Origin of the sequence: Leptolyngbya sp. FACHB-261 (assembly GCF_014696065.1) — a bacterium.
Lineage (GTDB): Bacteria > Cyanobacteriota > Cyanobacteriia > FACHB-261 > FACHB-261 > FACHB-261.
This window is the reverse complement of sequence record NZ_JACJPL010000027.1, coordinates 196,131-219,550: the sequence shown is the minus strand read 5'-3', so window position 1 is coordinate 219,550 and position 23,420 is coordinate 196,131. Positions and strand designations below refer to the sequence as shown.

The following is a 23,420-nucleotide window of genomic DNA, read 5'->3' as shown; positions in this document are numbered from 1 at the left end:
AAGATTCTGTTGATGATTTTTACAGAAAAACGAGAATTTCAGCTGCACTACAAAGGCTGAGAATCTCCCGCTAGGAGAGCAGTTTTTATGCCGACAATCTCTGTCATCGTTCCTGCCTACAATGCTGAACAGACAATTTCTGAAACTATTCAGTCCGTTCAGCAACAAACTTTCACAGACTTTGAACTAATTGTCATCAATGATGGCTCGACTGATAAAACCTTAGACATTCTTGAGCAGATTCAAGACCCAAGGCTGAAAATCTTTACCTATGCCAATGCAGGCTTGCCCATGGCTCGTAATCGCGGCATTGGCATAGCTACAGGGGAGTTCATTACTTTCATTGACGCCGATGATTTGTGGGTTCCAGATAAACTAGAGCTACAGTTGATGGCGATTCAAAAATCTCCCGAAATTGGGGCTGCCTATAGTTGGACTGCATTTATCGATGCCGCAGGACGATTTTTGTATGCCCGTGAGCCAATTTTTCTAGAGGGTGATATCTATCCCCATCTACTGGTTAAGAACTTCATCTCGAATGGTTCCAATATCCTGGTTCGTCGCCGAGTTGTCGAGTGTGCTGGTCGCTTTGAGCCAACACTTAAGTCGGCAGAGGATTGGGACTATTACCTGCGCTTAGCTTCTCGCTGCCAGTTTGCGGTGGTGCCAAAGTATCAGATTTTGTATCGGCAGTCCTCACAGTCTATGACCTCCAAAGTAGACGTTATGGAAAAGTACAATCTGCAGGTTATTGAGAGGGCCTTCCAGTCGGCACCGTTAGAGTTGCAGTACTTGAAAAAATGTAGCCTTGCTAACACCTATCGATACATTGCTCAACTCTATTCAACTCACGCCCTCAACTCGCAGAGTATTAAGCAAGCTTCTCAACGGCTACAAATGGCAATTCGCTTAAATCCTGATCTTTTGATGGAGCGCAAAACGCAGCGGCTGGCATTAAGATTGGGGCTGTTGCAGTTATTGCCTTATCAGCTGGCAAGTGACTGGGTCGGTTTTCTGGGTAAACATTTCCCCACTGCTGCCAGTCAAGTGCTATCAGAGGAGGGAGTTTCTCTAAGTTTGCGACCTGCCGCTAATTGACCTAAAAGAGAGGTGTTTTCCCAATCAACTGCTAGTGTCGGAGGTTTGGGATTCGAGAGCTAGGAAATTAGCGATTGAGCGAGATTACTGTAGTAAGAGACGGTTGGGGACTCGCTAGTGATACTGGTTGACAAAATTGGGGTGAAACTCAAGCAACAGTTGAGAAGCAAGTTCATTCGTAATTTGGGCTGGCTAGGCGGATCAGAAATCGCAATTCGGCTGGTGCGCTTAGCGGTAACGGTCATTCTAGCCCGCTTCCTGACTCCCTATGACTACGGGTTGGGGGCAGTGGTCTTAGCCGTTCGAGAGTTCACGCAGGTCTTCACGCGCATTGGCATTGGCGCAAAAATTGTCCAGGCCGATTCAGAAGATCTAGAGCGCTTGTGCAACGCTGGCTACTGGTTAAATTGGGTAGTTTTTTGTGGCTTATTCGTAGGCCAATGCCTGGTTGCCTTTCCAGTTGCTTGGTTCTATCACGATAGCAAGCTGATCCTACCCATTTGTGTCTCTGCCCTGGTTTACTTGCTCACGCCTATGGCTGCGGTACAAGCCGCTCTCATCCATCGGGAGAACCGTCTTGAAATCGCAGCTTTAGCGAAAACTCTTCAGAACTCCTCAAATTACGTTCTGTCTGCGCTACTGGCTTGTTTAGGGCTAGGAATGTGGGCAATTGTTCTGCCGGGAGTTTTAGTCGCCCCAGTTTGGGTTTGGGTTTACTATAGCCACCACAGTTGGCAGCCAACCTCCGGCTTGACAACCAAAGATTGGCCAGAGATCTTTAGTTTCGGCAGAAATATTTTAGGAGTTGAGTTGCTGAAGGCCCTGAGAAATAATCTAGACTATCTCATCGTTGGCCGCTTCATTGGCATCGCAGAACTCGGAATTTATTACTTTGCCTTTAATGCTGGTCTGGGTATCAGTCTCAGCATTATTAGTGCGCTCAACTCAGCATTATTGCCCCATTTGTGTGCTGCTCGTTCCAACTGGTTGGAATTTAGGAAACGCTATTGGAGCAGCCTGAAAATCATTGCCTGCATTATTGTTCCTTTGGTTGTTTTGCAGTCAAGTCTCGCGTCTTTCTACGTACCGACCGTTTTTGGTAAAGAGTGGACCGCTGCCATTCCTATTTTGATCATTATCTGCTTGTCGGCTATTCCAAGACCTTTCGCCGAGGCCGCTTCTCAGTTGCTAACCGCTGTTGGTAAACCAAATCTTGACTTGAGATGGAATGTGCTCTTTACAACCATCTTCGCGATTGGCTTATTAATTGGCGTCCGCTGGCAGGCCTGGGGGGTTGCAACTTCTGTTCTGTTAACTCACGCGATTTTTCTGCCCCTGTTCGTGATCTGGGCTACGAATCATGTCTTTCACTCATCCAAGCTGCTCACCTCCAATGTCTAAATCCTAAATGTGGATGATTTCGTAATTGCTAACTTTTTAGATGAACTACCACAATGCCTAAAGTAGCTGTCATTATTCCAGTCCACTGCGTCGAGAAATATATCGCTGCCACTGTGCAGTCTGTGCTTAAGCAAACTTTTTCAGATTTTGAGCTGCTGATCGTTGATGATCAATGCCCGCAGCGCAGTGTAGAGATTTGCCAGCAGTTCTCAGACCCCAGAATCAAAGTTATTCATCAGCGGAACCGGGGGTTGGCTGGAGCTAGAAATACAGGGATTCGGCAGGCTCAGGGTGAGTATCTGGCCTTTCTAGATGGAGATGACTTATGGCTGCCTGAGAAGCTAGCTAAACATGTGGAACATCTCGAACGTTCACCCGAAGTGGGCGTAAGTTTTAGCCGTTCGGCCTTGATCAACGAGGCAGGAGAGGCGCTAGGAACCTACTTGATGCCACAGCTTCAGAACATTACCGCCGCTTCTCTGTTTCGAGTTAACCCCATTGGCAATGGTTCCGCTGCTGTTCTGCGTCGACAAACATTAGAGGCTATTCGCTTTCAAGCCAATCTCTATGGCACACCTGAAGACTTCTACTTTGACGAGCAGTTCCGTCGAGCTGAAGATATTGAGTGTTGGTTACGCATCGCCAGTTTGACGGATTGGCAAATCGAAGGTTTACCTGAAGCCTTGACCCTATATCGTGTTAACTCAGGAGGGCTTTCAGCCAACTTAGAACAGCAGTTGGCTGCCTGGCAACAGGTGGTTGAAAAGGTGCAATCCTACGCTCCAGATCTGGCCGAGCAATGGGGCAAGTTGGGCACAGCCTATCGCTTGCGCTACCTGGCTCGCAGTGCCGTCCGGCTTCAAGCAGGACCAATGGCTGTGCAATTTCTGCATCGGTCCCTACGCCTGGATCCACGCATCCTCTGGCAAGAACCACGCCGTACACTGCGTATTTTGGCAGCGGCCTATTTACTCTGGCTCCTACCTCAATCGCTCTACAACCAACTTGAAAACTCGGCAGCAAAAATTGCAAGCACGCTGCAAAAACGTCGCATTTTACAAGAGCAGTCTGGACAATCAGCGTGAAACCGTGTTTTACAAGTTCTGAACAACGGTTCTGAGCAGCGTGGGCAAAGACTCAATTTCAGGTTGCATGAGGTAATGAAGGTCTATGACTCCGAACGTTTCAGTCATTATCGCGGTTTACAAAGTAGAGCAGTATATTGCTGCTACGGTGCAATCAGTTTTGGCGCAGACCTACCAAGACTTTGAATTATTGATTGTCGATGATGGTTCACCCGACCGCAGCGTTGAAATTTGCCAACAGTTCCAAGACCCTCGCATTCGGATCATCCGTCAGAAAAATCGGGGTGCTAATGCTGCCAGAAATGCCGGTATCCGTCAGGCTCAAGGTCAATACCTTGCCTTCTTGGATGGCGATGATTTGTGGCTGCCAGAAAAACTAGCTAAACACATTGAGCATTTGGAGCAATCGTCTAAGGTTGGTATTAGCTTCAGCCGTTCAGCCTTTATTGATGAGGCAGGCAATCCTTTAGGCATTTATCAAATGCCCAAGCTTCAGGGAATCACCCTTGCCGATACTCTGTGCCGTAACCCAATTGGCAATGGTTCGGCGGCAGTGATCCGACGGGCCGTATTTGAAGCAATCAAATTTCAGGATGAGCTTGATGGTACCCTCCAGGATTTTTATTGGGATGAACAGCTTCAGGGCTCGCAGGATTTAGATTGCTGGTTTCGCATTGCAATTCAAACTCCTTGGCAAGTTGAGGGTATTCCTGAGGCTTTGACTTTGTATCGGGTCAATTCAGGCGGGGTATCGGCGAATCTACTCAGAAAGCAGGCCTCTTGGGAGCAAGTAATTGAGAAAACCCGCGCCTATGCGCCTGCCCTAGTCGCCCAGTGGGAGAATCCAGCTCGTGCTTATCACCTGCGCTACCTGGCCCGCCGAGCTGTCAGTTTGCGGGACGGTGCTGTTGCCGTGCAACTCTTTCAACAGGCTCTAACAACTTACTGGCGAATGCTACTGGAAGAACCTCGACGGACGGTTTTGACAGGGGCAGCTGCCTATTTGATCTGGCTTCTACCCCAGCCTCTGTACTACCAATTAGAAGCTCTGGCACTGAAAGTAACCGGTGCCAATCAAAAGCGTCGCATTTTGCAGGACCAAGCGCAGGAGCAACAGGTTGGGCAACTGGTGTGAGCATTCACTGCGGCCTTTTGCTTTCCTAATCTTATGAGTGAGCTGCTGGTCTTTACAGGGGCAGTTACGGGATTGATCCTTGCCGGGTTAGTAGTTTTCCTGGTGGGACAGTCTCAACTTGCGCTTCAGCTCCTGACCAAGGGACTTCGTTGGTTCCATCAACGTAGGGGGCGACAGCTGTTGCTCCTGCTGCTGATCTTGGCAGTTTTCGGATTGCCTCAAGTTGGCAGGATGGGTGGTGAATTTTTAAATTCTTCCAATTCTGGACCTGTTTCAGGAAGTGCTTCAGAATATCAACGTAACGCCGTTTTGGGAAGAACCAATGTCGCTATTGGGGGTGGCGGCTATGTTACTGGCATCTATCTGCACCCGCTGCAAGCTGATCTGATTTACATCAAAACTGATGTCGGCGGTTTTTATCGCTGGAATGCTGCTGATCGAAGATGGATTCCACTCACGGACCATTTTCCGTTAGCCCAAAAAAATTACTATGGGGGTGAGGCGCTAGCACTTGATCCCAACAATCCTGATCTTGTTTACATTGCAGTTGGCAATTACACTGCCCGTTGGTGGCCACATCAGGGCACGATTTTCAAGTCCACAAACCGAGGTGAAATCTGGACTAAATTAAACCTGGATTTGAAAATGGGCGGCAATGAAAAACTACGTTGGACTGGCGAAAGATTAGCTGTGAATCCGCAGGATTCCAGAATGCTTTTTTTCGGTTCTCGGCGAGATGGGCTTTGGCAGTCCTTGGATGCTGGTTTGAATTGGCACCCAGTCACTGCTTTCCCCGGCACCCTCAAACCTGGTATTGGCATCACAGCCGTTGTGTTCAAATCGCAAGTGCCCGGATTTGTTTACGCAGTCGCTTATAAAGACGGCATTTATCAGTCCCCTGATGCCGGAATCACTTGGAGTAAATTAACAGGTAGCCCAGCCGAACCTAAGCGTTTAGCTGTGGCTAGGGATGGCAGCCTCTATGTGACCCACGAATCAGGGGTAAGCAAATACGCTAATGACACCTGGCAAGATATCACACCCTTTAGAAGAGCTAAAACCTTCAACGCCCTGAGCGTTAATCCGAGCAATGCCAACGACCTTTTGGTTAGCTTAGGGGAGACAACCTCAACAAAAATCTATCGCTCTTTAGATGGTGGATCGAGTTGGACCGAACAAGCTCGCCGTAGGCATAGCACTGTGCCTTGGTGGACTCGTTTTATGCGTTCGCAACCCTGGATTGCTGCCATCGCTTTTGACCCGAAGAACACGGGTAGAGTGTGGCTAACAGATTGGTATGGTATCTGGCGCACTGACGATATTAGTCGCCAGCCAGCAACCTGGACTAACCAAGAGCAAGGCCACGAAGAATTGGTTTTATTTAGCTTGGTATCGCCGCCTGAAGGAGCCTTGTTGATTAGTGGCGCGGCTGATGTCGAAGGCTTCTATCACGACAAGGGATTGGACCAATATCCGTCCCGGAAATTGGAATTAGGCAAAGCTGGAGAGTCGCTGCAAGACACCTACAGCATCGCCTTTTGTGAAGCTGATCCTCAGCGGCTGGTGCGTGTGGGCGCCAGACGCTGGAACTCGACTTATAACGGAGCAACCTCAACCGATGGTGGTCGAACCTGGCAACCATTTGCAGACTTTCCCACCAATAAAATGCCCTTACGGGTTGCGGTATCGGCAACTCAGCCCGATGTGTTTGTAGTGACGATTAGTGAAGACCAAGCCCTACGTAGTACCGATGGTGGTGCTTCCTGGCAAAGGGTTTCTGGTTTGCCAGATGCCAGTAAAGGACCGTGGAATTGGTCCCAATCTTTGACTGCCGATAAGGTCAATGGTGATGTTTTCTATTACTACAGCAATGGCAAAGTTTATCGCAGCATTGATGGTGGGAACTCGTTTGTGCCTGTCAATCGCAGCCTACCTCGTGAAGATTGGCACTCGCTGAAAACAGTGCCAGGTGTTGAGGGAGAAGTTTGGCTGAGTCTGGACCAGCAAGGGCTTTACCAATCAACCAATGGTGGTAAAACGTTCAATGCCGTCTCAGGTGTGAAAAGAGCGTATCTGTTTGCTTTTGGCAAACCGCAATCGGGTAGTACAACACCAGCCTTATATCTATACGGTGAGCTGAACGGTGAGCTAGCTGACCTCGGCGAAGGCATTTTCCGTTCGCTAGATCGGGGTAAAACTTGGCGACGGCTGGGTGACCCACAAAGACCAATTGGCAAAGACCCGAAAGTGATGGAAGCGAGTCGTCAGCAATTTGGTTTGGTCTTCGTTGGTACTGGCGGCAGGGGAGTTTACTATGGCACGTCCTAATCGGACACGGTTTAAAACAAACCCATCGAAATATTTTTGACCCGCTCATTGTTGACTTGCTGACTTGTTCACTGGCTGCCCTTAGGAGAAACTAATGCCTCTAGCCCGTCCCCGTGTCCTGCTGATTGCTGAACTGGCTAACCCTGAATGGGGCAGCGTGCCCCTGGTTGGTTGGTCCCATAGCCAAGCAATTGCAGCTCTGACTGATGCTTACATCGTCACCCATTCGCGCAATCGCAAAGGCTTTGTCCGAGCCGGTTGTGTGGAGGGTAAAGACTTCACTGCAATTGATGTCAAGCGAATCAGCAAGCCGATTAATCAGGCGTCATCTTGGCTGCGCGGTGGAGCGGGCCGAGGCTGGACAACAGTGATGGCGCTATCGGTTCTGTCGTACTACTACTTTGAGCACTTAGTCTGGCAACAGTTCGGAGATCGAATCAGCGCAGGTCAGTTCGACCTCGTTCATCGGGTCACACCGGTCAGCCCGACGGTCCCTAGCCTGCTTGCCCGCAAGTGTGCGCAGGCGGGTGTACCCTTCGTGCTCGGTCCTCTCAACGGTGGCCTCCCCTGGCCTCGAGGCTTTGATGCCTTGCGTCGCAAGGAGAAAGAGTGGCTGTCCTATATTCGCTGGATGTATCGGCTGTTGCCTGGTTACACTGTGACTCGACGCCATGCGGCGGCGATTATGGTTGGCTCACAGGCTACTTGGGAGCAGATGCCCGCTCGCTATCGAGACAAGTGCATTTACATGCCTGAGAATGCTATTGATCCCCAACGCTTTTCTCGGCAGCGTAGTCGTCAAGTTACTCAGCCTCTGCGAGCTATTTTTGTCGGACGCCTGGTTCCTTACAAAGGCGCTGACATGCTGATTGAGGCAGTGGCTCCGTTGGTCCGAGCAGGAAGATTAACCCTGAAAATCTTGGGGCATGGGCCTGAACTCCCTGTGCTCAAGGCGTTAATCGAACGGGAAGGGGTTAGTGAAGGCATTGAACTCACAGGTCGAGTGGAGCACACTCGCGTTCAAGGCTATCTCGCTGAAGCCGATGTCTTTGCCTTCCCCAGCATTCGCGAATTTGGCGGCGCGGTGGTACTTGAGGCGATGTCAATAGGGCTAGTCCCGATCGTGATTAACTACGGGGGGCCAGGTGAACTCGTTACCCCATCAACTGGCTATGCCCTACCTCTAGGTTCAAGAACAGAACTGGTAACCCGTTTACGCGATTTGCTCAATCGCTTGGCGTCCGATCCCAGTGGTCTAGCTCAGATGAGCCAGAATGCCCGAAATCGAGCCTTGGAGCAGTTCACCTGGCAGGCTAAGGCGAAGCAAACTCTGGCAGTTTATCAATGGGTGCTGGGTCAACGGACCGATAAACCTGACTTCGGCATGCCCTTTCCCGAGTTAATTCCTCAGAGCTCAATAGGACATTGAGCCGCAACAATCATTCTTAAGAATGATGCAGCTTTACAGAAGCTTGATATCTGCACAGTTGCTCAATCTTTGTTCAGTAACCGCTGATGAATCCTCAAAAGCCTTATCCTGTAGGGAAAAAAGACTGAAGTAAGGCAACCATAGCCCAGTAAATCGACCCTTTTAAGCTAAAGACAGGTCTGTTATCTTCACCGGAACTTCATGAAAATTGGTAAAAACGGCAAAGATTCAGCAAAGCATCAACAACAAGTTAGTGTAACTACGCAAACTCTCTAAGATGTTGATCAAGTGGCGTAGCGCGAAGCAACGTAGAGTCGCTCAGAACTGACTGAACGATCAAGAAATCTCACTCGATTAGGAATATTGAGCCATTGGCCTGCTTAGGCGTGAATAGTTCTTTTCCTGCGGCGAGCACTGATTGCTTGACTGCTAGATTGCTCTTGCCATATCAGGGTTTCAAAGTATGCCAGTGATATCTGTCATTGTTCCTGCCTACAATGCTGAAGGCACTATTCTAGAAACGATTCGCTCAGTTCAGCAGCAAACTTTCACTGATTTTGAATTGATTGTTGTTGATGATGGCTCTAGAGATCGCACATTGAAGGTTCTAGAAACCATTGAAGATGAGCGTCTAAAAGTTTTCTCTTATGAGAACGCTGGTGCTGCCATTGCCCGCAATCGAGGCATGGTCCAAGCTAAAGGCGAGTTTATTGCTTTTCTCGATGCTGATGATCTTTGGACGCCAGATAAACTAGAGGCTCAGCTTCGGGCATTGCAGCAACATCCAGAAGCAGGTGTTGCTTATAGCTGGACAGAATTCGTGGACAAGGATGGCAAGTTTTTGTACGCGCAGAAGCCTGTTCATTTTGAGGGCAATGTCTACGCTCAGCTCCTGCTTAGAAATTTCTTTGTCTGTGGCTCGATTCCGCTGATTCGTAAAGCCGCAATTGACTCAGTTGGCGAGTTCGATCCTGCCCTGAAACTGGCTCACGACCGGGATTACTGGCAACGTTTGGCTGCTCAGTGGCCTTTTGTTCTAGTTCCCCAGTACCAAATTCAGTATCGTCAGTCCTCTAGTTCTCTATCGGCTAACCTTGACTTTCGAGAGAAGTACAGCCTGCTAGCTGTGGAAAAGTCATATCAAGCCGCACCCATAGAACTTCAACCGCTCAAAAAACAAAGTCTCGCCAATGTTTATCAGCATGTAGCGCGTATGTATCTGTTTCACCGCCCTACGACCGAAGGAGTGCAGCAAGCAGGTCAAAGACTGGGTGAGATGTTGCACCTGTACCCCAAGATGTTATTCAAGCGGGAGACCCAAAAGTTGCTGCTGAAATGGTCGCTGATGCGCCTGCTCTCGCCACAAGTAACTAACCGTTTGCTACAACGCTTCAAAGATAGGTCTGTCCAAATGCCGGGGCTTTCTGTAGGGCCCTAGAAACAAAGCGGGTTAAGGTGCTCTGCCTGCCTAGTAGATAGATTGAGATACCTGATTGAGCACGCAGAATCTTGAGGCCAAACTGAGGCAGGCAAGCCGTGCTCGTGTTGAGAAATACCATACTATTCAAAAAATAATGAATAAATTATTTGGCATGATAAGAGTCTACTAAGTTCTCAAGATTCAGAGATGACAACACAGCCGAAAGTACAGTAGCGCAGGGACATCGCGATGAGAGTAGCTTGCCTGGTTGGTGAATTTCCTGTTCTGTCGGAAACCTTCGTCCTGAATCAGATTACAGGCTTGATTGACCGGGGGCATGAAGTTGATATTTACGCCAATCAACCAGGTGACACATTAAAAATTCATCCCGATGTGGAAAAGTACAACCTTCTGGAGCGCACCTATTTTATTCGGCGGCCGCTAGACCGCTCGGAATGTGCGCTCAAGGCACTGAGATTGCTGCTCACCCATTTCCACAGGGCCCCCTTAAGGTTTTTAGATACTCTCAATGTCTTCGCGCATGGCAGCCAGGTCACCTCATTTGGGCTGCTATATTCACTTGTGGCATTACTAGACAAAAAGCCTTACGACATTATTCACTGCCAGTTTGGAACTCTGGGATTTAGAGGCATGTCATTTCACGCCCTGAATGGGAAGCAGGGCAAACTAGTGGTTGCGTTTCGAGGCCATGACATTAGCAAGTATCTTCAGGAGGTTGGTGACAGAGTTTATGACCAGCTCTTTCAAGTCGGCGATCTTTTCATGCCCAACTGTGACTACTTTAAACAACGGTTGATCAAACTAGGTTGCGAAGAACAAAAAATCTCTGTTTACCGTTCAGGTATTGACTGTAGCCGTTTTCGATTTGCACCCCGTCATTGGCCTGCCGATGGACGAGTTCGCATTGTCACCTCGGGTCGCTTAGTTGAGAAAAAGGGCATCGAATATGGTATTCGGGCGGTTGCTCAACTGATTCAAACCAATCGAGATGTTGAATATATTGTGGTTGGCGATGGCCCACTCAAACCTGAATTACAGCAACTAATTGACCAATTGGAAGTTAGCCATGCCGTCAAATTAGTGGGCCGCAAGCAACAGCAGGAATTGATTGAGATTCTTGACAGCGCCCATATTTTCATCGCGCCCTGTGTGACTAGCAGAGATGGTAATCAAGACGCACCGGTAAATGTCTTAAAGGAAGCAATGGCAATGGGCTTACCCGTCATTGGTACTTGGCATGGGGGTATCCCTGAACTCATTGAAGATAGTATCTCTGGCTTCCTGGTGCCTGAGCGAGACAGTGAGACTCTGGCTGCAAGATTGAACGAGTTGATCGAACACCCAGAACAATGGCCTGACAGGGGCCGAGCTGGACGGGCCTATGTAGAGCAGCATTATGACCTGTATCGACTGAATGACCAACTGGTTGACCAGTACCAAAAACTGATGAGTGTTTAAGTCCAAGGCAGCTTTTCAAGCAGTGTGAGGAATTCTCTATGATCAAAGCCCTTTCCAACCCCAGATTTTTTAAAAAACTAGGACCCTTTGAAAGGCTAGCCTCCTCTGTTTGGCAAGTGCCTCGTAAGTCTTTGTACTTTGGCTTGGTCATGATGTTTGTCGCGTCTGTACTAGACGCAATTAGCATCGGCCTGATGATTCCTTTTTTAAAGATTCTGCTGAACGAAGGTAATACGTCTTACTTTCCTCAAACCCGTTTTACTGAAGGCTTAAACAGCTGGCTAGTTCAGCAACCCAAGAGTGAGATTGTTGGGCTTTTTGCCTTGATTTTGGTAGGGGTTTTTATTCTTAAAAGCGCCTTTTATTATATTGCGCAAGTCATCACCGCTTTCTACCGGGAATCGGTAATCGAGCTGCTCAAAAAACGGATCTATCAAATTTACCTCTATTCGCCAATGAGCTTTTTCGATGAAGCTCAGATCGGTAAGATCATGAGTACGCTTCATGGTGAGCTGCTCGATACGAAGAAGCTGATAGGAGCCTTTTTCTTAGGCCTGTCGAGCTTGATGATCCTGCTCGCTTACCTGGGTGTGCTTCTACTGGTGTCCTGGCGCATGACCTTGCTCACTGCGCTTTTGATCTCAAGCGTTGCTTTAGGGCTTACGGTTTTGCTCCGGCAGATCAAGAGAGATGGCAACGCAGTGGTAGTTGCTAAACGTGCCCTCAATGCTCTAGCTCTGGACTCGCTAGGTGGCATCCGCATTGTTAAGTCCTATGGCACCGAAGAGTTTGAACTAGAGCGGTTCAATCACATTTGTGATGACTACATGGAGGCCAATTTAGGCTTAGCCAGAAAGCAAAGCCTGATTGACCCACTCACCGAGCTCGTCACGCTCATGGCTGCCATGCTGATATTAGTGGGCAGCTATACATTATTAATTTCTAAAGGGCTACTCGGTACGTCAGAGTTGCTCATCTTCATGCTGGTTTTGATCAAAATTGTTCCAATCACCAAACGTATCAACAGCGCTAGAGGCTTGGTTCAGGAGAGCCAATCTTCACTAGCTAAAGTTGCTGAAGCTTTGAGCATACCGCTTCAGTATCCCGTGCCGTCAGGATCTGAACCTTTTAGGGGCTTACGCCAAAGCATTGCCTTCAACAATGTGCGTTTTTCTTACAACGGTAGAACCAATGTTCTCAATGGTATTTCGCTAGAAATTCCCCAAGGCAAAACGATTGCCCTGGTGGGAGGATCAGGTGCCGGAAAGTCTACAATCGCGGCCTTGATCCCACGTTTTTATGAGGTCACCGAAGGTTCTATCACCCTAGATGGCAAAGATATTCGCCAGTACGATCCAATCTCTTTGCGCCAATGCATTGGCATTGTTAGCCAGGATACTTATATTTTCAACGCTTCGATTCTGGAGAATATTGCCTACGGGCTTAAGGGTGTAGATAGAGCTAAGGTCGTTGAGGCTGCTCGTCTCGCTAATGCTCACGGCTTTATCTGTCAATTATCAGAGGGCTACGATACTGTAGTTGGCGATCGGGGTGTGAAACTGTCTGGCGGTCAGCGTCAGCGCATCTCGATTGCCCGGGCTATGCTCCGTGACCCAGAGATTCTGATTTTGGATGAGGCCACCAGCGCCCTAGATTCTCAGTCAGAGCATCTGGTTCAAGAGGCGATCGAGCGGCTGCGCTGCAACCGAACAGTGATTGTGATTGCTCACCGTTTATCGACGGTGCGTAATGCTGACCGGATTGTGGTGTTGGAGAAAGGACAAATCGTGGAACAGGGCGAACATGACCAACTGCTGGCAACCCGCGGGCTTTACTGGTCCTACCACAACCTTCAGTCGCTGCCCGTCTGAAGTCTTTCAAGATTGGGCAAGCGAGCGCCTCAGCCAATTTTGACTTAGAGGCTCAGGACCGGAGCTTTGTCTGTACCAGTTCCAGGCCCAAGCTGAAGAAAAAGATCCCAAGGAAAATCTGCCAGAATGCCAGTTCTGGGAAACCAGTATTTGGCACCAGCAGATAATGCCAGAGCAGATAGACACAGCCGCTCAGCACAAGGTGGAGCAGCAAGCTCCTGCCAAAGGCTAGAACCAATAGGCTGAGCAGAGCAATGGCGTTCGTCAGCATCCATTGGATGCTCTCAGCCAAGCTCCTTAAGGTCTGGTCTAGCCATTTCCAGCTTGCTCTCATCATCTGTTCCTTGGGCTGTGAAAGTTCCTCGGCCTGGGAGAGATGGTCCCCGTGCCCGCCCCCTGCTCCGAAAATATACGGAGACTACCTTCACTGTTGACCAGGTCCTTTAGCAGTGTCAACCGGTAGTCTTAACTATCCGTGTCAGCCATGTTGATTGTCAGTGTCAGCTACTTTTGGCCTGGCGACTGGCCTGATGATTGGCCTGATGACTGGGACTAGCGGCTTTAAGGGGTTTCGCCAGTCTCGGGTCAGGTGCAGTTGCCCTAGACTCGATCGTAAAGTTGGGGATTTCGCTCAACTCACTGTCACTGAGACTGTACTGCTCACAAACTAAACTGAGTCGAGAGCCAGCACTGTGTACGGCATTCACTGAGTGAGTTAGGTCGCCCTGGAAGTGAAGCAAGGTATTAGTCTGCGGCCGAATTTGACCGACCTGACGTTTGCCATAGCGCAGCACCAATTCGCCGCCCTCCAGATCAGGCGGAACCTGGACATAGAGAACACTCACAGTGAGGGGCGGCTCAATAATTTTGCAGTAAGAGCGCAGACTGCGGTCGATATGGGGGTCCACCCGAGAGCCCGTCTTTAGCAACAGAGGGTTAAGGTAAAAAGCATTACAGGTAGTTTGCAAAGCTTGCTGCAAATAAGGTCTAAAAAAGGGAAAGCGGCGCTCAACCTGATCTAGCCCAGCGCGCTGGAATACCACAGAGAAGCCGCGTGTTCCCACAAAATCACGATTGAGATTATTCGTAGCTAGGTAAGGGCAAGCCAGAATTTGCCCTCTCAGCTCATTGAGGTAAGCCAATGGAAAAGCCTGAGTCGTGGCGGTGTAGTAGCTCAAAGACTGAATACCTGACAAGTATGAGGGGTGACGTTGTATCGCCGTTTCTCAACCTAGAAGGGTAAGCTGAGCGAATGGATATCCTGCGCTCTCTGCCCATCGGTCTGTATCTAGAGCAGCCACTCACCTGGCTGCATTATTTAGATCCCCGGATCAAAATGGCATGGCTGCTCAGTTTTCTGGCAGCTCCCATTTTGGCGAGTAATGCCTGGCGACTGGCGATGGTCGCTGGCCTTATCCTCCTAACTATTGCCGTGCGAGTGCCCTTGCGGGTATGGCGGCAACAGATGGGTTGGTTGATGATCCTAGCGCTGTTTGTCCTGGTTGTGACCTCTGCGGCTCCTGATGGCATTAGAGCTAGCCATCAACCTCGGCGTGAGGGCTTAGTCTCAACCACGTCTGCCAGTGGGCAGGAGACAGAAAGCCCACTCTTTTTCAATTTGCTACGTCCACCGGGTGAACTGCCCCAACCCACTGACTACCACTACAAACTGGTGGATATTGGGCCGCTCCATGTCACTCGGCGGTCGCTACAACTGGGCTTGCGAGTGAGTACGCTGCTCTTCACCCTGATCTACGCCACAACTCTATTCCTGCTGACCACTGCGCCAGAAGAAATTACCAATGGTCTAGAAAGCTTGATGCGGCCACTGCGCAGCTTCGGCCTACCGGTTACGGAGATTTCACTGGCACTGACGCTGTCTCTGCGCTTTGTTCCTTTGGTCCTCGAAGAGGTGCAAAATCTGTTCCGAGCCGTGCGGACCCGAGCGATTAACTGGAAAAAGCTGGGAGTTCGCCGCGCGCTCAATCTCTGGTTAACCGTAGCTGAGCGACTGCTGGAGAATTTGTTGCTGCGGGCTGAGCAGATCGCCAGTGCTATGCAGGTCCGGGGCTTTACTAGCCCTAACGAGCACCGGGTGATTTGGAGTCGGCTGCAACTCCGCCTATGGGATTGGCTAGCCCTGGCGGTCCTGGGCGGCTTTTGGGCCTTACGGATTGGCTTCGGCGGCGTTTCTTAGGCTCGTCTCGGTTTGTCTGGTCAAAACATCGCTTTGTCTAATCGAGACGTCGGCCTGTCAGCTCAATGAAAATATCTTCCAGGTTGGAGGGGCGAGCCATCATACCGGTTCGGTCTTCCTGCGCATCGACATAGGCAATGGCCGCCGGCAAATCTGGGAAAAAGTTATGATCTCCGTTGCCTTTAATCACTACGCCTTCGCCATGGCGAGAGCGTAACTCCGAGGGCCGACCCAGTTCAATCAGCTTACCCGCGTCCATGATCCCAACTCGTTGACAGAGAGTCTCTGCCTCCTGCATGTAGTGCGTAGTTAGCAATAGGGTAAGCCCCTTGCTATTGAGATCCCGGATAATTTCCCAGATACGGCGACGGGTTTGAGGGTCAAGCCCTACGGTGGGCTCGTCTAGAAATAGGATCGAGGGCTCATGCAGCAGAGCCCGCGCGATTTGTAAGCGGCGCCTCATGCCCCCTGATAGCGTCTTGACCAAATCATCGCGTCGGTCGCTGAGTTCGACATAATCCAGCCAAGATTCAATTCGCTTCTGCCGGTCCGGATTGGGAATGTGATGGAGCCGCCCATGCAGCTCCATGTTCTCCCACGCCGTCAAATCGAGATCCACGCTTAGCTGTTGCAAAACCACACCGATCGAGCGTCGCACCGCCAAAGTTTCACGGGTGACGTCGTAGTTAGCAACCTGGAGCTGACCAGAGCTAGGGGCAGTCAGCGTGGTCAACATGCGAATGGTCGTCGACTTGCCGGCCCCATTAGGACCCAGCAGGCCAAACATCTCACCTCGTCGAATTGCCAGAGACAGGTCATTGACCACTGGCACGCCGTTGTAGCTCTTGGAGACGTTTTCAAGGGAGATGGCGATTTCTGTCACAGGTTACCTGGAATAAGCAGGGGGAGAGATACAACCTTCATTAAACTATTTGTCTAGGTTTTTCTCCTCAGACTCAGGCTTATACCGGGATCGCAAAGGCAGTAGCCTGACTGAGAGATGGCACCGGACTGATGGAACTTAGTCTCGGGCTGCTTCGATCAACGTGCCAGGGAAGTTGTTCTCTAGCCATTGGGAACGATTGCGTTCAGCCGTATCCCGATCTAAGTAGGACGCAGCCTGGATAAAAGGTTGGTCGTTGACAACCCGCTCGAATGCATCTGGCGCCAACTTCTGCACCTGCCCTAGCGTGCCGGGATTGTAGCGGGGAATCAGGATGCGATAAATCACGCGTCGCTCTTGTTCAGAACGAGAACGATTGGTCCCCTGGCTACCTTGGCTGCTCAGGCTAACTGGGCTACTATTGGCCCGTTGGTTTGTCCGACCTGGGAGTCGGGAGTTAGAGTAATTAGCTGCTGATCCTATAGGACGACTAGCAATCTGGGTGACTCTCAAGGGCTGAGAAGTGCTCAGTTGGCGGTCCAAGACGTTGGCCTCAAAGCCACGGCGACGGAGTTCAGCAGAGGTTTGGTTCGCCTGAGCTGCGATATTCGTGCCATAGGCCGCGATCAGTGTCTGTTGACCATAGAGAATGTATTGAGCGTCTAACCCCGTATTCTGGCGCAGGAGTGGTAGAGCATTGCCATTGCCCCGAGGATCAATCAGGACCAGGTAACGGGCAAAGAGGTTATTGCCCGTTTGGGTGTTGGTGCGTTGCACAACCGTCACCTCTTGACTAGAGTTGCTTGGAGCAGCGACCACCAGAGCAGGTAGGTCATAAGTTGACCCTAAATAGTTTGCCCACTGGTTGGCCCGCTCCAGGTCCATATACCCTAATCGGGTCGCGGTTTGGTTGTAGTAGCTACAAGGCGTTGCTCCCGCAAACAGCGGCTGCACCTGCGATAGTGCCGTGTAGTCACTGCGTAGCACGAGTAGTAAAGCGCCTGCTACACCTGGGAGTTGACAGTCTGGCAGCGTATAGCTGCCAGTTGTGGTTCCAGTTGAGAGGTTTGTACTGAGCGGTGCGGGTGAGACTTGAGCTGCTGCTGGAGCCATCTGTGCCAGTGCCATTTGTCCCAGCGCCAATGCCACTGCCAAACTTGCAATTTGGCGGTACAGGAGTTGCAAGACGTTATAGCTCATGGGCTTTTCCCCGTGAGTGGGTGCGGTGCCCCAAATGCCTCAGCCCACAGAAAATCCACCCGATTGTAGCTTGTAAGGCTACTAAATGGGCAGTATCCTTTCCAGTCCCTCAGCTCCTCATCTTTGAGCCGTCCTTGAGCCGTCTTTGGACCAGTCTTTGACCCAGTTCTTAAACTGATATCAAAGACGCCAAAGGATCGGCAATCTGCTCAGAAGGAGCCTGAAATTCCCCAGTTGCCACATACTCTAGGCGCAACTGCAGCCAGCGAATAAACTGAGCATCCGTAGAGACCACCGCGGCGGCTGGTTGGGGAATTTGCTGCTTCAGGTTGGCGAATTCAGGTGCTTCCAGAAAGGCAGGGGCTTCCACTAGCCAGAAGTCAATATTCTTTTCTTGCTCACGATAATGGCGCTGACGCTCTTTGAGCACTTCAGTAAGCGGCTCTTCTTCTAACAAGAAACGGCGGCTGGCAGCAACAAAGTAGTAAGTCTGCATAGAACGGTCTCAGATTTCAGGCTGCAATCGCTTGATCATACCGATTGCTGGCCCACAATCAGTTGTTTCATTTCGCGTACGGCTCGTTCCAACCCAACTAGTACAGCTCGGCTGATGATCGAGTGACCAATATTCAATTCCTCCATGCCTGGAATGGCGGCAATTGCTGCCGTATTCCAATAGGTAAGACCGTGGCCCGCATTGACCCGCAGGCCGAGCTGTCGGGCCTGAGTTGTTCCCTGTTGTAGCACTGCTAGCTCGCGATGCTGTTCAGCTTCCCCTCGGGCTTCTGCATAGCGTCCGGTGTGCAGTTCAACAAACTTGGCTCCAACTTTAGCTGCTGCTTCTAGTTGAGGTTGATCAGCATCAATGAACAGACTGACCGGAATGCCTCCCTGCTGCTGTAGCTGGTCAACAATTTCAGTTATCCGGCTTTGCTGACTGGCGATATCTAAGCCACCTTCGGTGGTTACTTCCTCCCGCTTTTCCGGCACCAAGGTGATGTAGTCGGGCTTGAGGTCTAGGGCAATCGCGACCATCTCCGGTGTGGCTGCCATCTCTAAATTGAGATGAGTACGCACGGTCTGCCGCAACAAGCGAACATCCCGGTCCTGAATGTGACGCCGGTCTTCGCGCAGATGGACGGTAATGCCATCTGCTCCCCCCAATTCAGCCAGAACAGCCGCCGCTATAGGATCCGGTTCAACCGTGCGGCGAGCTTGGCGGATTGTGGCAACGTGGTCAATATTGACGCCCAGAGTCGGCATAAGAAAATCATCAAGGACGCTCAGAATCAGCAGCCGTCCGGCAGTTAGCGGGTGGCTCCATAGTCACAAGATATATGAAAGCGCGATACCCATCGCTGCCTGCGTTGGTGTACTCCAGTTTCAACAGAGCTGACAAAACTGCATTATCTAAGGGCTCTGATCCACTACCCTGGACCAGGGCTGGGGCCCCGAACCGCTTGCCTGAGTCGTTAACGGCAACAGCAATACTGACCTGTGGCCGTACGCCAGCAGAGCATGCCTGCTCTGGGTAGGTTGGCGTTACCCAACCAGTGATGCCTTTGCCCTCTAGCTCCTGCTGGGCAGCAGGGCCTGCCTGAATGCGAACGTATTTGGGAGAGAGGGAGGCTCCCGGCGGCAAACTAGCCGCTAGCCGCTGATACCACTGCGTGAGAGTAGATGCTCCCTCGCTATTAGAGGTACCTGAACTAGCTGAGCTGGGTTGAGGCGTGGATTGAGGTGTGGGCTGAGCTTGGGGCCTGCGGCTGTAGATCGGGTCATTAAAAATGCCAGGAGTTGGCCTCGCTGTAGGTGTTGCTGCCCCCGTTGGTGTTGGTTGTGGCGTACTCTGAGCAACCGAGGGGGGGGTAGGTGTTGCCGATGCTGTTGGCGTTGGTACTGGCGTTGGTACTGGCGCGGGCGCCGCAGGTGGAGCCGGGACCACCGTTGTTAGGGAAGGTAGAGGCGGCAGGGGCGGCAGCAGCAGATCGGGCAGAGGGGTTGGATCTGGGGGAGCAGGCGGCACCGAGGGAGACACCTGTTGAGGTAATGCAGAGATGGCACCTTGATCGACTAGTGGAGTGTCAGTTGTAGGCAGGTCCACCAAGTTCACCATTGATTCTGGGGCCAGCTTCTCGGGCGTCGAGGTTGCGCTGAGGGGATTTTGGGCAACCGTTAGCCACAAGACAACATGGAGGCCCAACGAACCCACCAATGCAAGCCAGAAAGGGTTTTGCAAGCGGGTTGATAGGCCCTTGGGGAATCTGCGCTTGCGCATGACAGGATTCATAGACTCTAGGGCAGGAACAAAGGAGAACAGGGGGGACTGCTGAGAATCCAGGTTAAGCGGTTCTGTCTGTTTTCACTAGAGCAGCTTCTCAAACCGGATGCCTGAAACAAATCACTGGCAGGCAACTCTTGGCCACACTGGTTCTGTAGGTCTTGAGGTCGGTGGGCTTTAAATCTGTGTAGATGTATTAAGACAGTTAGCCACGCAAATAAGAAAACAGACGGAGTTACTGCACCGTCTGTTTCAGCTTCCAATAGTTAATTGCCCTGGTGGGCTGTTGAAACAGCAGAGAAAGACTAATTTTCTCTGCAAAAGGGCCGAGAGTAGGCCTCAAGCCAGAGTGAGCTGAGGTAGATCGAGCCTGTAGCAGAAGCCAGTGCTGGAGGCAGGCATGACCTGTAGCCCTAAACTGCCTTGGTGCAGCTCAGCGAGTTGGTAGCTCAATAGGAGCCTCAAGCTCTTCTCCCATTCCAAGATCGCCAGGGCGTCTAAGCCGCTGGCTGGTACATCTACTGGTACATCTAGCTGTCGTAACGCCACCTGATCCATGAACTGGAAGTCTGCTGGAAGAGGGCTGCTGTAGTAGCTGGCAGGACTGCCAAGGCTGCCCGGTACTAATCCATCTGAACTCCAGACCGCCAAAGACAGCAAATCGGCAGAACTGGTGATTTGTAGTTGTACCACACCTCCCTCAGCTGAGCTTTGGAGCAAATGCATCAGCAGGTGATAGAGCATTTGTCGCACCTTCAATTTGTCCAAAACCCAGAGCCGGCAACCTGGCTCAATCGACAACTGTAACTGTTGCTGGCGTCGAGCAGCACTGTGGCTGGCGGTCTTGAGAATTTGCTGACCCAGCATCTCGATGTCTACTGCTACTAAATTCAACTCGCAGGTATCGCCATCAAGTGCCCCTAAATCCAACAATTCGTCCACCAGCGATAGCAAATCCTGGCCACTACGGTGAATGACATCTAGGTACTCCCGCTGCTTAGCGGTGAGAGGCCCAAAGACTTCGCGATGTAGCACGCTGGTCATGCCCAGCACAGACGTGAGGGGCGTGCGCAACTCCTGGGAAACCTGGCTCAGCAGCCCAGCCTTAGTCCGGTTGGTTGGGCTGGTGAGTCTAGGCTGAGAAGACTGTTCAGCCTGAGCACTGGAGAGGTAACGACGCTCAACTTCGCTCACAGCCCATTGCGCAACCAACTCCAGAAGTTCGACTTCTTGAGTCGTAAAGCTGTACGGCGACAGATCCATGACGCTCAAAGTCCCTAAGCAGTCTCCCCCAGTGCTGATCAGAGGCACACCTAAATAGGAGCGCACTCCGTACTGCTGCACCAGCAGGGAACTCGAAAAGTAAGGATCTGCCAAAGTATCTGTGACTGCTAGCGGTTGATGTGCATCAATGACGTGAGCGCAAAAGGATTCAGCTAAGGGAAACTGTCGTGATTGGTTAAGGTTCAGTGTGTCAAAGGAAGCAATATTTGTGGTGAAGCGCAAACTGCCAGCAACCCGACTGAGGCTAGAAAGTCCCACGGCCGCTCGAACCTGGAGCTGGTCATGGTTGACCAGGTTGAGTAAGCAGAGCGGCAACGGCAAAAAGCGGCTAACCCGTTGAACCGCTTCTTCAAAGATCGGTTCAACGCTGTTTCGTAAAAGCCCTAACCGGTTGAGCGTTTGGTTGCGCTGCTGCTCTCGAACTTGAGCTGGAACCAAACTCAAACTGCAAAAAGGGTTACTCTCAAAAATTTCATTGGCAAGCGTCTGCCTACTGAATCCCAGCATACCGAATCCCAAACCCCCCGTAAAAATAACTACCTGTCTGGAAGCCCAGAAGTAGGTATATCAAGGTTGGCCCAATCCTAGCTGAGACTATCTCGGGGATTATGCGAGATTTGGAACCTCGGCTGTGAGGTCACATGAAAGCTCAGTATTATTGCGAGGAACTGAGCTTATGAGGCATTGGCAAGTGTTGTCCGTAGTTGTTCAACCACTCGGTCTAACCCTACAGAATGAGATGCTTTAAATAAGAGTCGATCGCCGGGTTGAATCAGCTGCTGTAATCTTTCAACAAGGGCTGCTTGAGTTAGGAGACGCTCAGTGGGCAAAGGCGTGGCTCCCACGGCTAGCGCCTCTCCTTCCGGCCCATCCTCCAAAATTAGCAGCCGGTCGAGCTGGAGATGTCGAGCCTGGGCTCCAACTTGGCGGTGAAATTCTAACGACCGCTCGCCTAGCTCCTTCATCGTGCCCAGTACTGCAATCTGTCGCTGACCCGGAGTTTGGGACAGCAGGTGCAGAGCTGCCAGCATTGACTCTAAACCTGCGTTATAGGTTTCATCCAGAATGACAACATCGTTGGCGAACTGGTATTGCTGAGCCCGTCCATCCGGTAAGCGCACCGACAGGCCAACCTTTAGGGGTTCCCAGTTCACCTGAAGCAGCTGAGCAACGGCTAGAGCTGCTAAATAGTTGAGGGCATTGTGACGACCGGGCAGAGGTAAGGGCAAGGCAACGCCAGCAACCAGAAGGGTCTGAGGATCAAGCAGCTCCCCCTGCAGATCGCCCCCCTCTAGCCCGTAGGTTAACGTTTTGCCCTGCCAAACCGTTGCCGCTGTTGACAGCAGGCGAGCGTTGTCGTGGTTTAGAACGGCTGTCCCTGCTGTTGGCATTGAAGCCAGCAATTCACACTTAGCTTCAGCAATAGCTTGCTCTGAACCGAGACGACCAATATGGGCTGTTCCCACGTTGGTGATCACAGCGATATCGGGAATTGCAATTTGGCTGAGACGGGCAATCTCACCTGCACCGCGCATGCCCATCTCAATCACGGCATAGCTGTGCTCCGGCCCAAGTTCCAATAGGGTTTTAGGTACGCCAATCTCGTTGTTGTAATTGGCCTGAGTTTTGAGCACTTTGCCTTGGGTTGCCAAAACTGCTGCAATCAACTCTTTAGTTGTCGTTTTGCCAACTGAACCCGTGATTGCGATGACTGGTGCCGCAAACTGCTGTCGCCACCACTGAGCCAAGTCCTGATAGGCTTTGAGCGTATCAGCAACCCGTAAATGAGGTACTGCCAGAGGCATATCAGCAAGTACGGCTACCGCGCCTTGGGCTAAGGCTGCACTGGCAAACCGGTGACCGTCAAAGTTCTCACCTCGTAGCGCCACAAACAGTTGTCCAAGTCGGAGGCTGCGTGTATCAGTGGAGACTCCGTGGAAAGATTGGGATAGATCGACACCCACAGGCTCTGCATCGAGACCTTCAGCAATTCGAGCTAAGCTACTCTGGCAAGGCATGGATTTGTGCAGGCCTCAAAGCCTCCATAAAGTCCTGATTAATCTACCATCCAGCTGTAACTCACCGATGCAGGCATGGGTAGAAGTCTCTGTTGACAGGGTATACCTGAGCCTGTACATTACTTTGGGTGCTGAAACTAAATTCCTCAAACGGTACGCTTCAGGTAACAGCGCTCTTACGGCAAGGTTTTTATGGCTAACCGACATCTGAGTAGTAGCTGCCTCAGGCCTATGGGGGGACGTAGCCTGCGCAGATTTGTACTTTTGATGTCTGCCTGTCAGTAACCAGACCGAAATATTGCAGATGTGTC

General features: G+C 51.0%; 19 protein-coding genes. 10 read left to right on the top strand and 9 right to left on the bottom strand.

The genetic code is table 11. The features are described 5' to 3' along the window. The first annotated feature begins 87 nt into the window (after positions 1-87). The 9 genes from H6F94_RS20625 (at position 88) to H6F94_RS20585 (ending at position 13,246) form a co-directional block, all read left to right on the top strand. Positions 88-1,098 (top strand): glycosyltransferase family 2 protein, encoded by a 1,011-nt coding sequence (locus H6F94_RS20625; protein WP_190804138.1) that lies wholly within the window; start codon positions 88-90, stop codon positions 1,096-1,098. Between the two features lie 117 nt (positions 1,099-1,215). After that, entirely contained in the window at positions 1,216-2,499 is a 1,284-nt protein-coding gene (locus H6F94_RS20620; protein ID WP_313949342.1) for a lipopolysaccharide biosynthesis protein, read from the top strand. Positions 2,500-2,552: 53 nt separating this feature from the next. After that, positions 2,553-3,584: a glycosyltransferase family 2 protein gene (locus H6F94_RS20615; protein WP_190804137.1), complete on the top strand. Its 1,032-nt coding sequence runs from the start codon at positions 2,553-2,555 to the stop codon at positions 3,582-3,584. An 85-nt stretch (positions 3,585-3,669) separates the two neighbouring features. Further along, entirely contained in the window at positions 3,670-4,719 is a 1,050-nt protein-coding gene (locus H6F94_RS20610; RefSeq protein WP_190804136.1) for a glycosyltransferase family 2 protein, read from the top strand. Between the two features lie 33 nt (positions 4,720-4,752). Further along, positions 4,753-7,047, top strand: a complete 2,295-nt coding sequence (locus H6F94_RS20605; RefSeq protein ID WP_190804135.1) for a WD40/YVTN/BNR-like repeat-containing protein — start codon at positions 4,753-4,755, stop codon at positions 7,045-7,047. Between the two features lie 94 nt (positions 7,048-7,141). Then, positions 7,142-8,476, top strand: coding sequence for a glycosyltransferase family 4 protein (locus H6F94_RS20600; RefSeq protein ID WP_190804134.1), 1,335 nt, complete (start codon positions 7,142-7,144; stop codon positions 8,474-8,476). A 463-nt stretch (positions 8,477-8,939) separates the two neighbouring features. Next, positions 8,940-9,914 (top strand): glycosyltransferase family 2 protein, encoded by a 975-nt coding sequence (locus H6F94_RS20595; RefSeq protein WP_190804133.1) that lies wholly within the window; start codon positions 8,940-8,942, stop codon positions 9,912-9,914. A gap of 231 nt (positions 9,915-10,145) precedes the next feature. Next, the gene (locus H6F94_RS20590) at positions 10,146-11,375 is read left to right on the top strand and encodes a glycosyltransferase (RefSeq protein ID WP_190804132.1); all 1,230 of its coding nucleotides are present in this window, start codon (positions 10,146-10,148) and stop codon (positions 11,373-11,375) included. A gap of 38 nt (positions 11,376-11,413) precedes the next feature. Then, positions 11,414-13,246 carry an ABC transporter ATP-binding protein gene (locus H6F94_RS20585; protein ID WP_190804131.1) on the top strand — a complete coding sequence of 611 codons (1,833 nt, stop codon included), beginning with the start codon at positions 11,414-11,416 and terminating at the stop codon, positions 13,244-13,246. Positions 13,247-13,298: 52 nt separating this feature from the next. Here the strand turns inward: H6F94_RS20585 and H6F94_RS20580 are convergent, their stop codons facing one another. Continuing rightward, on the bottom strand, positions 13,299-13,583 hold the full coding sequence (locus tag H6F94_RS20580; protein ID WP_190804130.1) for a hypothetical protein: 285 nt from the start codon (positions 13,581-13,583) through the stop codon (positions 13,299-13,301). A 163-nt stretch (positions 13,584-13,746) separates the two neighbouring features. Beyond that, positions 13,747-14,424 (bottom strand): 2OG-Fe(II) oxygenase, encoded by a 678-nt coding sequence (locus H6F94_RS20575; protein ID WP_199320563.1) that lies wholly within the window; start codon positions 14,422-14,424, stop codon positions 13,747-13,749. A gap of 74 nt (positions 14,425-14,498) precedes the next feature. Here H6F94_RS20575 and H6F94_RS20570 point away from each other — a divergent pair, with 74 nt between their 5' ends. Next, the gene (locus tag H6F94_RS20570) at positions 14,499-15,443 is read left to right on the top strand and encodes an energy-coupling factor transporter transmembrane component T family protein (RefSeq protein ID WP_190804129.1); all 945 of its coding nucleotides are present in this window, start codon (positions 14,499-14,501) and stop codon (positions 15,441-15,443) included. A gap of 37 nt (positions 15,444-15,480) precedes the next feature. Here H6F94_RS20570 and H6F94_RS20565 read toward each other — a convergent pair whose 3' ends face one another. From H6F94_RS20565 to H6F94_RS20535, 7 genes are all read right to left on the bottom strand, one after another. After that, complete coding sequence (locus H6F94_RS20565) at positions 15,481-16,326, bottom strand: ABC transporter ATP-binding protein (RefSeq protein WP_313949341.1); 846 nt, start codon at positions 16,324-16,326, stop codon at positions 15,481-15,483. 138 nt (positions 16,327-16,464) lie between these two features. After that, positions 16,465-17,526: a hypothetical protein gene (locus H6F94_RS20560; protein ID WP_190804128.1), complete on the bottom strand. Its 1,062-nt coding sequence runs from the start codon at positions 17,524-17,526 to the stop codon at positions 16,465-16,467. Positions 17,527-17,695: 169 nt separating this feature from the next. Then, positions 17,696-18,022, bottom strand: a complete 327-nt coding sequence (locus H6F94_RS20555; protein WP_190804127.1) for an MgPME-cyclase complex family protein — start codon at positions 18,020-18,022, stop codon at positions 17,696-17,698. Positions 18,023-18,057: 35 nt separating this feature from the next. Next, entirely contained in the window at positions 18,058-18,789 is a 732-nt protein-coding gene (locus H6F94_RS20550; protein WP_190804126.1) for a pyridoxine 5'-phosphate synthase, read from the bottom strand. A 10-nt stretch (positions 18,790-18,799) separates the two neighbouring features. After that, positions 18,800-19,804, bottom strand: a complete 1,005-nt coding sequence (locus tag H6F94_RS20545) for an energy transducer TonB (RefSeq protein ID WP_190804125.1) — start codon at positions 19,802-19,804, stop codon at positions 18,800-18,802. Positions 19,805-20,146: 342 nt separating this feature from the next. After that, the gene (locus H6F94_RS20540) at positions 20,147-21,535 is read right to left on the bottom strand and encodes a sensor histidine kinase (RefSeq protein WP_190804124.1); all 1,389 of its coding nucleotides are present in this window, start codon (positions 21,533-21,535) and stop codon (positions 20,147-20,149) included. A 230-nt stretch (positions 21,536-21,765) separates the two neighbouring features. Further along, on the bottom strand, positions 21,766-23,109 hold the full coding sequence (locus tag H6F94_RS20535; protein ID WP_190804123.1) for a UDP-N-acetylmuramoyl-tripeptide--D-alanyl-D-alanine ligase: 1,344 nt from the start codon (positions 23,107-23,109) through the stop codon (positions 21,766-21,768). Positions 23,110-23,420 lie beyond the last annotated feature (311 nt).

What these genes read in the sequence shown, in the direction of transcription:
- H6F94_RS20625 (WP_190804138.1), top strand. Translation starts at nt 88, where the DNA reads ATGCCGACAATCTCTGTCATCGTTCCTGCCTACAATGCTGAACAGACA.
- H6F94_RS20570 (WP_190804129.1), top strand. Translation starts at nt 14,499, where the DNA reads ATGGATATCCTGCGCTCTCTGCCCATCGGTCTGTATCTAGAGCAGCCA.
- H6F94_RS20555 (WP_190804127.1), bottom strand. Translation starts at nt 18,022, where the DNA reads ATGCAGACTTACTACTTTGTTGCTGCCAGCCGCCGTTTCTTGTTAGAA.
- H6F94_RS20580 (WP_190804130.1), bottom strand. Translation starts at nt 13,583, where the DNA reads ATGATGAGAGCAAGCTGGAAATGGCTAGACCAGACCTTAAGGAGCTTG.
- H6F94_RS20615 (WP_190804137.1), top strand. Translation starts at nt 2,553, where the DNA reads ATGCCTAAAGTAGCTGTCATTATTCCAGTCCACTGCGTCGAGAAATAT.
- H6F94_RS20605 (WP_190804135.1), top strand. Translation starts at nt 4,753, where the DNA reads ATGAGTGAGCTGCTGGTCTTTACAGGGGCAGTTACGGGATTGATCCTT.
- H6F94_RS20595 (WP_190804133.1), top strand. Translation starts at nt 8,940, where the DNA reads ATGCCAGTGATATCTGTCATTGTTCCTGCCTACAATGCTGAAGGCACT.
- H6F94_RS20535 (WP_190804123.1), bottom strand. Translation starts at nt 23,109, where the DNA reads ATGCCTTGCCAGAGTAGCTTAGCTCGAATTGCTGAAGGTCTCGATGCA.
- H6F94_RS20545 (WP_190804125.1), bottom strand. Translation starts at nt 19,804, where the DNA reads ATGCGCAAGCGCAGATTCCCCAAGGGCCTATCAACCCGCTTGCAAAAC.
- H6F94_RS20585 (WP_190804131.1), top strand. Translation starts at nt 11,414, where the DNA reads ATGATCAAAGCCCTTTCCAACCCCAGATTTTTTAAAAAACTAGGACCC.
- H6F94_RS20590 (WP_190804132.1), top strand. Translation starts at nt 10,146, where the DNA reads ATGAGAGTAGCTTGCCTGGTTGGTGAATTTCCTGTTCTGTCGGAAACC.
- H6F94_RS20560 (WP_190804128.1), bottom strand. Translation starts at nt 17,526, where the DNA reads ATGAGCTATAACGTCTTGCAACTCCTGTACCGCCAAATTGCAAGTTTG.
- H6F94_RS20600 (WP_190804134.1), top strand. Translation starts at nt 7,142, where the DNA reads ATGCCTCTAGCCCGTCCCCGTGTCCTGCTGATTGCTGAACTGGCTAAC.
- H6F94_RS20550 (WP_190804126.1), bottom strand. Translation starts at nt 18,789, where the DNA reads ATGCCGACTCTGGGCGTCAATATTGACCACGTTGCCACAATCCGCCAA.
- H6F94_RS20610 (WP_190804136.1), top strand. Translation starts at nt 3,670, where the DNA reads ATGACTCCGAACGTTTCAGTCATTATCGCGGTTTACAAAGTAGAGCAG.